Origin of the sequence: Rahnella inusitata (assembly GCF_003263515.1) — a bacterium.
Taxonomy (GTDB): Bacteria; Pseudomonadota; Gammaproteobacteria; order Enterobacterales; family Enterobacteriaceae; genus Rahnella; species Rahnella inusitata.
Genome location: NZ_JYDE01000013.1, coordinates 48,532 through 61,175 on the forward strand (window position 1 = coordinate 48,532; position 12,644 = coordinate 61,175).

The window sequence follows — 12,644 nt, forward strand, 5'->3', positions numbered from 1 at the left end:
CCTCATCAAAGAAAATCAATGAGTCGTTGTGAGATAAATGTGCTCGCTATTTATCGTTAAATCATCAGGTTGGTGCAACGCTGGGTGAAACTCACTCAGGAGATTCACCCCATGTCTGACCCGCAATTTCCCTCTTTACACGTTACCGCGTCTGCCATCGATCCTGACAGCTGGTATCAGCCCGTCATCCTGACATTCAAAAATACAGGCAGTGGCGCCGTCGATTTCAACAAAGCTGTTTTTACTTTTTCCGCAAACGGCGCACCGGACAGTTACGGTGTGATCAGTGGAACGCTGGCCGAAAAAAAAGCGCCGGTTATCACGGTTGTTGACGGCTGGCCGTTGAAAAAGACCCGCATAGATTTTGCTTACGGCGCCCCTGAGTTGCTGGCTGCCGGAAAAAGCGCCACGCTGACGTTTAATATTTCTGCGAGTCAGGTTCCCTTCCTGGCCACTGAATGGCTGCTTGTGCTGGCATCCGGTGAGCATATCAATACGGGCGGAGACAGTGAGCCTTTAACACCTGTGCCGGACCCTACGCCTGAGCCAGCCCCTACGCCTGAGCCTGACCCAATACCGGAACCTGTTCCAACACCGCAACCTGACCCTACGCCTGAGCCAGCCCCTACGCCTGAGCCTGACCCAATACCGGAACCTGTTCCAACACCGCAACCTGACCCAACGCCGGAACCAGACCCAACGCCGGAACCAGACCCAATACCGGAACCTGATCCAACACCGGAACCTGAGCCAACACCGGAACCTGATCCAACACCAGCCGTGCTCAGTGTCAGTGGAACTGTCAGCAAACTGGATACCGGAAGTTGGTATCAGAGCGTGACGTTGAGCCTGACCAATACCACGTCGCAGACGATCGATTTTACGCAGGCGGTGATCGAGTTCTCCGCTACCGGTCATCCTGATGAATATAGCCCGTTCAGCGGTTCGCTTATCGGCGGTACGCCAACGCTCAGGCGTGACGGCGGCTGGCCGCTGGAGGTCACCACCCTGACGCTGCTGGCGGGCGGCGATATGCTGGTCGGCGCAGGCAAAACGGGCACAATAACTTTCTCGTTTAGCGCCACGCAGACGCCGGTCACGTTCGGCAGCATCACGGTCAAACTGCTTGCCGATCCGTCACGGCAGGGGGAGTTGATCGTCGTTCTTCCCGCCTCACCGGTGGACGGAATCGGTACCCCAACGTTGCTCCTCACCAGTGCAGCCGGCGAGGAAACATCACACGCCCTGGCCTGGAACAGCCGTAACAGCCTTAAAAATTTGAGTTATTCCAGCTACACCTTGCAGATCGACCCGCTCGATAATGCCAGCGTCCGGGTGACGCCGACAAAAACGCAGCAGAAGGTGACGCTGACTGCTGCAAATTCACCGTGCATCGTGAATATCAATTATGAAGCTCCGGTGTATTTCGCCAGTGCGCAGATCTCTCTGACGCCGAATGCCAGTATTAAACAAGGTGTGATCGACATTACTCTGACGCAGTCCGGCGCGACCCAGACCGTTTCACAACGCATTGAGCCGGGGAAAAGTACTCTGGTCACCCGGCTGACGCATCAGGTCGCGTGTCAGGCAAAAATCAACACCACGCGCATCAATAATATTGAATTCAGCGCCGCCGCAGCGGCAAAAACCTTCACACCGGATAAAGCGTCAATGGTTGCTGTCGCGGTGGATTACCAGACGAAACTGGTAAGCAACGCGGGGCTTATCGCCACCACTCTTCAGGCGACGGGCCTGCCAGCGGGCAGCCAGAAAATTAATGTCTCGATGGTGAGCAAGGACGGCGCGACGCAGTACTATTTCACCCTCTACGGGGCAGGTGAACTCACGATCCCTTACGCCATCGCACCGGGCGAATATCGCATCAATGCAGATAAACTGAGCATTGGCGGGCGTCAGTATGTTGCATTACCTGGCACGGTTGTCACGGTGTCAGGCACTGCAAAACGCCTGATCCTTATCTTTGAAAAAAGCGTCGATTTGCAGGTTCGCGGTTGGCCGGATTATCTGGCTCACGGCGGCGTGACGGTCAATTCAGCCTCGAGCGTCACGGCATACAAAGGTGTTCCGGTTGATGCATTGTTCAAATACGACGGCTTTGACGGCGGCGGTGACCCGATCCCTGCTGCGGAGGTTGACCGTAACGGAGACGGTTATCTGGATCTGGAGGCATTGCCGGTGCATCAGACCTGCTCAGTTGCGCGTCAGATTGAGCAGGCGAATGGCCTTGCGGTAATGCCTGTGATGGTGGTTTATACGGCCAATGCCAGCGGGGGGAGTGCTGTATCCGATCTTACCGACAGTCAGCGTCTGCGCAATCATTTCGGCAGTTTCATCACGCAGTGCGTGGCGGCGCAAAGTTACAAGGATAAAGATCATCCGGTACCCGTGACCTTTGTCCTCAATCCGGATTTCCTCGGTGCAATGGAGCAGGAACCGTCCGTCTACGCGGCGCTGCGTAAGGCTAACAGCGTTCAGGTGAATACGTTGCTGAAAAAAGCGGTCAGCGATCTCCAGCCAATCCTCAAATATACCTCACCGGCTTTACCGCATTTTGACGACAGCCTTTACGGCTATCTGCAGGCAATAAACTATATTGTCCACACCTTTGCGCCTGACGTCGCATTCGGCTGGCAGACCAACGTCTGGGCAACCGGCGGAGCAGACTGGTTGTTGCAAGATGATGTCGATCCGGGGGAGTACGCCGATCAAGTGGTGGCGTATCTGGATGAACTGGGGGTTTACGAGGGCGCGTATGCACCAGATTTCATCGTCTTCGACAAATTCGAACGCGACTGTTTCAGTCCGGATGCTATCGCGCACTATAGCTGGAATGCCTCGAGCTGGTTCAACTACCTGAATCTGGTGAAATATACCGCCAGCGGGCTGAACAAACCGGCAATGATCTGGCAGATCCCAGGCGGCCATATGCCGACAGAATCCGAAGGTACCAGCATGCTTTCCAGCGCCCACTTTGCGTCAGGCGGCACCTTCCTGATGGGGGATTCACGCATTGGTACTGATGCCGGCAATGTCCTGAAGGCATTGCGTGATACCGCACTGAATCCGGTGAACTACGGCGTGAAAACCGTCGGCGAGTTTTTGCAGAGAGACCAGGGTTATGACTGGGGCCAGGCGCAGGTCAATAATCTGACCAATTACAATATCTTCTCGATTTTGTGGGGCGGAGGTTCGACGGTGAGTATCACCAGCATCCAGTCCAACGGTACCGACGGCGGCTGGCTGGCGCAGAAAATCGTCGAGTATTATAAAGCGCCGAGTTACTTTGGCGACTGAGATCACACTCCGCTAATCTGACTGCTCAAAACACCGCCACCAGGCGGTGTTTTACTGCTTGTCACTCAGAGAGTTAAGGTTATAATGCCCCTCGCAAATCGATGCGGGTGTAGTTCAATGGTAGAACGGCAGCTTCCCAAGCTGCATACGAGGGTTCGATTCCCTTCACCCGCTCCATTACGTCTTCCAGTAACATCCCACTACGTCTTCCAAACCCAGTAAATACGTCATTTCATGCACAATCTTGCTTCACCCTTGTCCTCTGCTACCGGTTAGTTGTCAAAATTAGCGGGCAGGAGACGATACGTCGCTCAGGGAATTACCTGTCGAAACCTTAGTTAATGATAATATTCACGTAATTGATGTATTAATTACGTGTTTAATCGTTTACAGGCGCAATGTATAATTAAACTCCTTCTTTAATTGTTTATTAATTAATTTATATAATAAAGATAAAATATATTCATCATATTAATGAATATTTATTTTACTGTTTAAAAATAATTTAATTTTTAGTAATTAATAATTAATTATTAATAATTCATCACCAGTAAATATTAAAAGTAAAAGGATTTAGTTATGATTGATAAAAAGTTTGAACAGGCGATGACGCCAATTTTATTAGGTGCTATTAAGTATGCACGCTCGCGATTACCTCTGAAGGCAACGAATAAACTTTATCGGGATAAAGGTTTAGTTAGCCATATGATGCCCAAAGATCCGAAGCGTTGGAGTTTACATACGGCACAAGCAGATGCCATTCGGCTCAAGTCTCTGCGCAGTTTTCGTGGGCAAAATTTGTCTCCGCGGGAGAGAGCCAATGCCCTTGAAAGGGATTACGTTAACCGAATCCCACACGCAGGAAACTGTGGTGAAAATGCAATTCTTGCATTTTACTATCTTCTGGACCGGGCCAGTCGTCTGGATGGCGCCGCCGGAAGACAAGTTCAAATTTTGCGCGTTTATATGCCAGCGCCCGTTGACCATTCTTATGTTTTGATTGGCACCCGGCCTGCGGGGTTTAACAAACTACTCCTCGAGAATACGATGATTTGTGACCCGTGGACTAAAATTGTGTGTCCGCTGGATCATTTTGACCAGCTCTGGCGATTAAAAATGAAGAAGTGGTCTGATCGTGGGCTTACTGGTACATGTGGTGGGGGATGGTACGATCACTATCGTGACAGCTGCTCCCTTAATACCGTTGTAGTAGGTAAAATAGAAATAGACGAGCAACGCTTTGAGTCAAGACATCCTTCAGGACTCCATTCTTTGGTCGGGGGGATTTCCTTCCGGTAATGACATGATATTCCCAATATGATATTTGGATAATAGTCAGAATTCATTAATTCACCTGATGTATATCAGGTGAATATTAAAATGAAATAGTGAACGAGTAAGGTCGCGTTTTGATTTCCCTTCCAGGGTCATTCATTACACAACGGTAACACTTCCCGCATTCCTGTCCGCATAAATTGTTTGCGTATTTTAGTTTAAGCTAAACAATTATTTATTCTTGACCTGTAACCCGCGCGGAAGATTATTGTTATCCACCTGCGGTAAACCGGTAGCAGCAGAAGATGTTAGTAAGCCTGTCTCAACATAGTTTTGCAGCTTCTCGCGGGTATCGGTGATATCCAGATTACGCATGGTCAGCTGACCAATACGGTCGTCAGGCGAGAAGACAGAATCCCCTTTCTCCATGGTCAGACGTTCTGGTTTGTAAGTCAGATTCTCAGAGACCGTATTCATGATGGTGTAGTCATTGCCACGGCGCAGTTCCAGAGTCACTTCACCGGTGATTTCGCTGGCGACCCAACGCTGAGCGGAGTCACGCAGCATCAGTGCCTGAGGATCGAACCAGCGGCCCTGATACAGCAGACGACCCAGCACGCGGCCATTCGCATGATATTGCTCGATAGTATCTTCGTTATGAATACCGGTCAGCAGACGCTCGTAGGCGATGTGCAACAGCGCCATTCCAGGGGCTTCATAAATGCCACGGCTTTTGGCTTCGATGATGCGGTTTTCAATCTGGTCGCTCATACCCAAACCATGACGGCCACCGATACGGTTGGCTTCCATCATCAGCTCAACGCTGTCGTCAAAGGTCACGCCATTGAGGGCAACAGGGTAGCCGCGCTCAAAACGGATGGACACTTCTTCCGCTTTCACGACCACATTCTCGTCCCAGAATTTCACGCCCATAATCGGGTTGACGATTTTCACGCCGGAGTCGAGGAACTCCAGATCTTTGGCTTCGTGCGTCGCGCCCAGCATGTTGGAGTCAGTGGAGTAGGCTTTCTCGGTTGACATTTTGTAGTCGAAACCGGACTGAATCATAAATTCTGACATCTCATGGCGGCCACCGAGTTCATCGATAAAATCGGTATCCAGCCACGGCTTATAAATTTTCAGCTCAGCATTGGTCAGCAGACCGTAACGATAGAAACGCTCAATATCGTTACCTTTGTAAGTACTGCCGTCACCCCAGATATTGACGCCGTCTTCTTTCATCGCGGCAACCAGCATGGTGCCGGTCACGGCACGGCCCAGCGGGGTGGTGTTGAAGTAAGTGACGCCAGCGGTGGTGTTATGGAATGCGCCACACTGAATGGCGGCAATCCCTTCGGCAACCAGTTGTTTACGGCAATCAATCAGGCGAGCTTTCTCTGCACCATACTCCATCGCTTTACGCGGAATGGCATCGTAATCTTCTTCATCAGGCTGACCCAGGTTAGCTGTGTAGGCATAAGGAATCGCCCCTTTTTTCTGCATCCACAGTAGCGCTGCGCTGGTGTCCAAACCGCCGGAGAAAGCGATACCCACACGCTGATTGATAGGAAGGTGCTTGAGAATAGTTGTCATCGGTTCAATCCTGTATGAATGAGGTCTGTCTGTTAAAGGTTTCAATGCCTATATTGATATCGCAAAACGGAGTTCAGGTAAAACACATTTTGCATATTTATGTGAATTTTATTGCATAAATATCTAATTAGCAGGATGGCAGATCGGGGGTGCATTCAAAATATTCTGCCATTTTGATGAATTTTAGGGTGAGCATTACACCCTCTCACAACGGCAGCACATCCAGGGGTTTTACCTCCCTTAGCACAAACGATGTTTGCATCTCTTTAATCCCCGGCAGGCGGCGCACCACTTCCATCGCAAAGCTCGAAAAACTGTCGAGATCTTTCGCCACAACCTGCAACAGAAAATCTGCATCTCCGGCAATTGCGTAGCAGGCAATCACCGAGGGCAACGCGCCAACTTGTTGCTCGAAACGCCGCGCATCTTCTTCGCTGTGGCTGTCGATTTTGACCCGGATAAACGCCAGCAGCCCGAGGCCGACTTTTTTCCTGTCAATATTCGCCTGATAACCGGTTATCACGCCGCTGTCTTCCAACTGCTTTACGCGGCGCCAGCAGGGAGATGCCGCCATGCCGACTTTTCCGGCCAGTTCCTGATTGGTCATCCGGCCCGAGTTCTGAAGTAGCTTTAAGATGCGAAGGTCTGCCGGTAAAATTTCTTCTGCGGACATAATTTGCCTTCATAGTGTCAATTTTAGAAAGGAGTAACCAGATTAGGGCATTTTTGACCCACAAAAGAAAGCACCTTTCAGCAGCGAATGGTTATGCTTTATGCATCACTGATGATGAAAAGGGCGACACAATGACAGACACACTCCGGCTGGCGATTATCCTCAATCCTGACCTTCCGCCAGGATTGCTGGCGAACACGGCGGGCGCAATAGGTATTGGCCTGGCGGCGAAATTCCCGATGCTGGCGGGTAACTCACTGACCGATGCAAAGGGCGCGACGATCGATGTCAGTTCAAAATATCCCGTCCCCATTTTGCAGGGCACCACGGATCACATTAAGGCGCTGATGTTTAAAGCCCTTGATGCGGGCGGCGAGCGCGGTGTGGTGGCCTTCCCGGCGTTTGCCCGTTCGCTTCATGCCTATGAAGAATATGAAAATACGTTTAAGCAGCGCGATTTGCATGATGAAGTGATCGACGGCTTAGGGCTGGTCGGGCCGGAAAAGTGGATTAAATCGTTGACCGGCAATCTGAAGCTGCTGCGCTGATACGTACGCAATAAAATGGCTGACCCGCCGCGTGCGGGTCGCTAACCATCAGTAATCCTTTTCTAATTCCCATTCCCTGCGTTTTTATTAATCAATATTCATCCCATTGCACTTTATATAGTTACATAAGGTGATATTTCCCTTAATCATTATAACGATCATTAATTAATTCTCCTTACCTGCCGATAACGCAAAGGCTTTAGGTAACACCTGCATATATAAACAAAATAATGGAGCGTTAATTATCATGAGAAAGTTATTAGTTTGTTTTGAAAATGTTAAAGTCGGAAAAAAGCTGGCAACCGGTTTCGGGCTTGTTCTGTTACTCAGCGTGGCGGTCGCAATCTGTGGCATTAAAAACCTTAATGATATCTCCGGTCGTGCCGAGAAAATCAGTCAGCTAAAAGTGATCACCGATCAGTTTGCTTTATCAAAAGATGCGAGACTGCAATACGTCAAAACCCATGACGAAAAGTTCATCGGCATTAACGAAGCAGGACTGAAACAGGTCGATCTTAAGATAGAAAGTTTGCAGGCGTACAAGTGGCGTCCTGAGCAGCAGGAGCTTCTGCGGACATTACCGGGCGCAATGCAGGGCTATCGGGAGCAGCGCGCGGAAACGGTCAGCGAAACCCGCAAACGTGAAAGTATTATCGGCTCGCTGGGGCTGACCAAAGAAGAGGCCGACGTGACGCGTCTGGCGCAGGGGTATTCACAAGATCCGGCCACGGCGGTCACGGCGAATGCACTGAATGAAATCGGTAAACACCTCAACGGCGTGGCGGTGCGCGTCAAACTGCTTGAACTCCAGAATACTGAAGAGGCGCAACAGGCTTTAGTACGATTTATCGCTGAATCGATTCAACTTATGGAGGCCGTGAAACCACAGCTGAGCCCGGCGGATGCCAATACGCTAAGCGACGTGGCACATTCGGTGGCCGCGAAACAGGAAAGCGCGCAGGCGTATCTGTCTTCTTATCTTGCCGAAGAGCAGGCAACGAAAATGCTTGCGAAGTCAGGCATGGCGCTGACGACGGCCAGCAGCTCCCTGTTTCAGGAAGAGTTGAAATCGACGCATTCGGATATCAGTCAGGCGATTTTATGGATGTCGATGATCATGGTGGCGGCAGTGCTGTTAAGCATTGCAATCGCATTCATCATTACCCGCCAAATCACCACGCCGTTGTCCGCGACGTTGCGCGTTGCACAGCAAATTGCACGAGGCGATCTGCGTGCTCATCTGGAGACCACTCGTCGTGATGAACTGGGTGAACTGATGCAGGCGGTAGGCGCAATGAACGATGAGCTGCGCCGCATTATCGGGGATATCCGCAGCGGTGTGACGCAGGTCAGTCTTGCCTCGGGCGAAATTGCGGCGGGGAATAACGATCTGTCCGCGCGCACCGAAGAGCAGGCCGCTGCGCTGGAAGAAACGGCGGCCAGCATGGAGCAGTTAACTGCGACGGTGAAACAGAACGTCGACAATATTCACCACTCCAGTCAGTTGGCGCGCAAGACGTCTGAGACGGCCAACAAGGGGGGCAAGCTGGTCAATCACGTGGTGAAAACCATGAATGAGATCACCGCCAGTTCCGGCAAAATTGGTGAAATCACCACCGTCATCAACAGCATTGCCTTCCAGACCAATATTCTGGCGCTGAACGCGGCGGTCGAGGCGGCGCGTGCCGGTGAGCAGGGCAGAGGTTTTGCGGTGGTGGCCAGTGAAGTAAGAAGTCTGGCACAGCGCAGCGCGCAGGCGGCAAAAGAGATTGAAGAGCTGATTGGCGAATCGGTTGAGCGCATCAGCGCGGGCTCGGAGCTGGTGGAGCAGGCGGGCACGACGATGCACGACATCGTGACATCCATCGGTAATGTCACTGAAATTCTGAATGAAATTGCTCAGGCGTCAGATGAACAGAACCGCGGGATCTCACAGGTCGGGGAAGCGATTATCGAGATGGATAACGTGACTCAGCAAAACGCCGCGCTGGTGGAGGAGTCTTCTGCCGCCGCCAACGCGCTGCGCGATCAGGCGCAAAGCCTGGCGGGTTCCGTTTCACGTTTTGTGACTGAGTAATTGTTTTATTGCTCACTGCGCTATTGCGGCGCAGTGAGTTTTTTTACCAAAGCAGTACGCACTCAGCTGGTGGTTTTTAACTGCGGATAGCGTTTGAAAATCGTCAGACACCAGACAAAGGCGATACAGCCGAGCAATCCGCCGGCGTAGCCGACGTCGCTCATCGCCAGATGTAAACTCACCTGATTGCCGATCAATGCGCCCGCGCCGATACCGATATTGTAGATGCCCGACAGCAGGGACATCGAGACGTCGGTGGCGTCGCTTGCCAGCCCCAGCACGCGTACCTGCATTGCCAGCCCGATAATCATCATCGCCAGCCCCCAGACCACGCACAGAATCGAAATACTGACCGGGTTCATCACCGCAACAAACAGCAGCAACATGCTGAGCGTGACCATCAGGATCGGCCCGCTGAGCATGGCTGCCGGGAAGCGGTTACCGAACACGCTGAAAATGATGCTGCCGAAAATCCCCGCACCACCAAAAATCAGTAGCAGGAACGTGGTGAAGTTTTCACCCATATCCGCGACGGTCTGAATAAAGGGCTCGATATAACTGTAAGCGGTGTAGTGAGCGGTCACTATCAGCGCAGTCAGAATATACATGCCGACCAGAGCGGGACGGCGGAACAACATCGGGACGCTTTTCAGGGAGCCGGTATGTTCGCTTGGCAGCGGTGGCAGCAGTTTAATCAGGCAAATCAGCGTCAGCAGCGCAACGCCGCCGATGCACATAAAGGTGGTACGCCAGCCGAGATACTGGCCGATAAGGCGGCCAAGCGGCAGGCCAAGCACCATCGCCAGCGCGGTACCGGTGGCTAACATACTGAGCGCCTGCGTTTTTTTACCGGCCGGTGCCACGCGGATTGCCAGCGATGCAGTAATCGACCAGAAAATGGCATGGGAGAGGGCGATACCGACGCGGGACGCCACCAGACTCCAGAAATCCCAGGCCACCACGGAGAGCCCATGACTGACGATAAACAGGCAAAAGATGATGATCAGCAGACGCTTTCGCTCGACCTGTCGGGTCAGCAGCATCAGCGGCAGCGACATCAGCGCGACCACCCAGGCGTAAATGGTGAGCATCAGGCCGACCTGCGCCGTTTTCATATTGAAACTGGCGGCGATGTCAGAGAGTAATCCGACCGGCACAAATTCGGTGGTATTGAAGATGAAGGCGGCGATCGCCAGCATTACAACGCGAAGCCAGGCAGTCCTGCGCGAAACGGTATCTGATTGCATTGAAATTTATGACTTATTAGAAGGTGTAAAGACCAGGCTCGCTTCTCAGGAAGCCTTTTGAGGACATAGTGTGTTTTATTTGTTCTAAAAATGAAACAGAAAATTGGCCTAACAGAAAAATGTTTAAGGGACAATTTTAGTTATGGAAAGTGAGAGGCAGATCACCGGTTTAAGACAAATGGCGTTATTGCGGGTGCCAGCACCAGTGCCACGGCTCAAAGATGAATCCCCACGGATTGTTCAGCGGAAATGACATCACGAAGCCAAAACGCGCGGCGTTGCCTTTCAGCCAGGCGAAAGCGTCGGTTTCACCGAACACGCCGGTGACTTCATCACAGCCGGGGGTATTGATATCCACGGCGCAGCCGGTGTGATGCTCGCTGCATCCGGGCGGTGCCAGTGAGGTAAAGAAGGTTTCAGGCGGGATACCGGCCTCCTGCTTCGCGCGGATAAGACCCGCCTGATATTCCACACTGCGCCACGCGGATACCAGGTAAATGGCGATGCCTTCGGCGGTAGCCTGCTGTTTCATCGTCTGCCATGCCTGCGCGGCGGGTGAGGTCAGGCGGTAGATTTTACCGGTGGCCGCATCGGTTTCAGCGTCCACCAGTAAGTGCTCACTTACTTCCTCGAAGAACGGCAGCGTGCGGTGCGCGATAACCCGCGGGTCGATATTAAGATCCCGCAACATCTGGTCTGTTTTGGTTTTCAGCACCGCCTGATTCATGCCTCTTCTTTCCCTTTGCGTGTCATTGCGTCGGTCATCGCCCGCGCCGAACTGCGCATAGAATGCTTATAGCGCGAAGCCGCCGACACCAGCGCGTTCAGCAGTTGCGTATCCTGCTGATGTTGCTGATATTCCGGGTGCCACTGCACGCCAAGGCAAAAGTCATAGCCTTCGCACTCGATGCCTTCAATCACGCCGTCGGGCGCATACGCATTAATGCGGCAACCTTCGCCGACCGATTTCACCGCCTGATGATGCGAACTGTTGACCTCATAGTGCAGGCTGTCGACGCAGCGGCTGAGCAGCGACCCTTCGACGATCTCAACCTGATGGCGAGCGCGCTTTTTGCCTCCGGCATTTTCGGTATCGACGGTGGTGCTGTGCTCGAGCGCATCGGGCAGCGCATCGGGAATATGCTGATGCAGCGTGCCGCCGGTAAGGACAGCCAGCAGCTGCTGGCCCCCGCAGATACCGAGCAGCGGCATGTTGCGCTGCATCGCGCCTTTGACGATGGCTTTTTCGAATTCGGTGCGGCCAGGTTTCAGGCGTACCTGACTGCTGGTTTGCTGCTCATTGAACAACTCGGGTGGGACGTCAAACGCGCCGCCGGTGACGACAATCCCGTCGCATAGCGCGAGATACTCATCGGTTAAATCTGCGTGATGCGGCAATGCCAGCGGCACGGCCCCCAGTTCTGCCAGACTTTCCATGTAGTTCTGACGTAAGGCGTACCACGGAAAGTCGGCGTAACCCCCGGCTTCCTCGCTGTCGAGCGTGACCCCGATAACCGGTCTGGATTGAAATTTTGTATGCATTCTCCCGATTCCCTGCCATGAAGATGAAAAACAACCAGAAAATTAACCATAACAAGGGGCGGTCGACGCAAACAATATAAATTATCAATGAATGCAATTTTCAGGATTTACCTCTACTTTTTTAAACCATTTGGGTGATGTGGTTGTTTATTTTTCATGCTAAATCAGCGCATTCCTGACAAAATTCCGGGTGGCGTTGACAGTTCCTTAAAATTTTCTGCTCCCTTCTTCAACTTTCATTCTCATTTAGTCCTTAACATTGGCTACCTCTAAAGGCTAAATTAGCGGGTATAATTCATCCGGATGATTGAAATACATATTCTTAATTACTAACGAAATCTTTACGGTGTCCTAAAAACAGCCACCCGTGGTTT

General features: G+C 51.9%; 9 protein-coding genes and 1 tRNA gene. 5 read left to right on the forward strand and 5 right to left on the reverse strand.

Annotated elements, in window-relative coordinates:
* Positions 1-111: 111 nt before the first annotated feature.
* The 3 genes from TU92_RS07680 (at position 112) to TU92_RS07690 (ending at position 4,614) form a co-directional block, all read left to right on the forward strand.
* Positions 112-3,315, forward strand: a complete 3,204-nt coding sequence (locus TU92_RS07680; RefSeq protein ID WP_168990325.1) for a chitinase — start codon at positions 112-114, stop codon at positions 3,313-3,315.
* Positions 3,316-3,418: 103 nt separating this feature from the next.
* Positions 3,419-3,492 (forward strand) — tRNA-Gly (locus TU92_RS07685).
* A 402-nt stretch (positions 3,493-3,894) separates the two neighbouring features.
* Entirely contained in the window at positions 3,895-4,614 is a 720-nt protein-coding gene (locus TU92_RS07690) for a hypothetical protein (protein WP_112165880.1), read from the forward strand.
* A 207-nt stretch (positions 4,615-4,821) separates the two neighbouring features.
* Here TU92_RS07690 and argG read toward each other — a convergent pair whose 3' ends face one another.
* Both argG and TU92_RS07700 read right to left on the reverse strand, forming a co-directional pair.
* Positions 4,822-6,183 (reverse strand): argininosuccinate synthase, encoded by a 1,362-nt coding sequence (gene argG, locus TU92_RS07695; RefSeq protein ID WP_112165882.1) that lies wholly within the window; start codon positions 6,181-6,183, stop codon positions 4,822-4,824.
* A 205-nt stretch (positions 6,184-6,388) separates the two neighbouring features.
* Positions 6,389-6,856 carry an Lrp/AsnC family transcriptional regulator gene (locus TU92_RS07700; RefSeq protein WP_112165884.1) on the reverse strand — a complete coding sequence of 156 codons (468 nt, stop codon included), beginning with the start codon at positions 6,854-6,856 and terminating at the stop codon, positions 6,389-6,391.
* Positions 6,857-6,987: 131 nt separating this feature from the next.
* Here TU92_RS07700 and TU92_RS07705 point away from each other — a divergent pair, with 131 nt between their 5' ends.
* Complete coding sequence (locus tag TU92_RS07705; protein WP_112165886.1) at positions 6,988-7,404, forward strand: DUF2000 domain-containing protein; 417 nt, start codon at positions 6,988-6,990, stop codon at positions 7,402-7,404.
* Positions 7,405-7,651: 247 nt separating this feature from the next.
* Positions 7,652-9,481, forward strand: a complete 1,830-nt coding sequence (locus tag TU92_RS07710) for a methyl-accepting chemotaxis protein (RefSeq protein WP_112165888.1) — start codon at positions 7,652-7,654, stop codon at positions 9,479-9,481.
* Between the two features lie 62 nt (positions 9,482-9,543).
* Here TU92_RS07710 and TU92_RS07715 read toward each other — a convergent pair whose 3' ends face one another.
* The 3 genes from TU92_RS07715 to TU92_RS07725 form a co-directional block, all read right to left on the reverse strand.
* Complete coding sequence (locus tag TU92_RS07715) at positions 9,544-10,728, reverse strand: sugar transporter (RefSeq protein ID WP_112165890.1); 1,185 nt, start codon at positions 10,726-10,728, stop codon at positions 9,544-9,546.
* Between the two features lie 184 nt (positions 10,729-10,912).
* The gene (locus TU92_RS07720; RefSeq protein WP_112165892.1) at positions 10,913-11,455 is read right to left on the reverse strand and encodes a M15 family metallopeptidase; all 543 of its coding nucleotides are present in this window, start codon (positions 11,453-11,455) and stop codon (positions 10,913-10,915) included.
* The gene (locus TU92_RS07725; protein WP_112165894.1) at positions 11,452-12,270 is read right to left on the reverse strand and encodes a gamma-glutamyl-gamma-aminobutyrate hydrolase family protein; all 819 of its coding nucleotides are present in this window, start codon (positions 12,268-12,270) and stop codon (positions 11,452-11,454) included. The genes TU92_RS07720 and TU92_RS07725 overlap by 4 nt, the downstream gene beginning before the upstream one ends.
* Between the last annotated feature and the right edge of the window lie 374 nt (positions 12,271-12,644).

Bases quoted from the DNA above. Each gene is read 5' to 3' on its own strand.
- TU92_RS07680 (WP_168990325.1), top strand. From the start codon at position 112: ATGTCTGACCCGCAATTTCCCTCTTTACACGTTACCGCGTCTGCCATC.
- TU92_RS07690 (WP_112165880.1), top strand. From the start codon at position 3,895: ATGATTGATAAAAAGTTTGAACAGGCGATGACGCCAATTTTATTAGGT.
- argG (WP_112165882.1), bottom strand. From the start codon at position 6,183: ATGACAACTATTCTCAAGCACCTTCCTATCAATCAGCGTGTGGGTATC.
- TU92_RS07700 (WP_112165884.1), bottom strand. From the start codon at position 6,856: ATGTCCGCAGAAGAAATTTTACCGGCAGACCTTCGCATCTTAAAGCTA.
- TU92_RS07705 (WP_112165886.1), top strand. From the start codon at position 6,988: ATGACAGACACACTCCGGCTGGCGATTATCCTCAATCCTGACCTTCCG.
- TU92_RS07710 (WP_112165888.1), top strand. From the start codon at position 7,652: ATGAGAAAGTTATTAGTTTGTTTTGAAAATGTTAAAGTCGGAAAAAAG.
- TU92_RS07715 (WP_112165890.1), bottom strand. From the start codon at position 10,728: ATGCAATCAGATACCGTTTCGCGCAGGACTGCCTGGCTTCGCGTTGTA.
- TU92_RS07720 (WP_112165892.1), bottom strand. From the start codon at position 11,455: ATGAATCAGGCGGTGCTGAAAACCAAAACAGACCAGATGTTGCGGGAT.
- TU92_RS07725 (WP_112165894.1), bottom strand. From the start codon at position 12,270: ATGCATACAAAATTTCAATCCAGACCGGTTATCGGGGTCACGCTCGAC.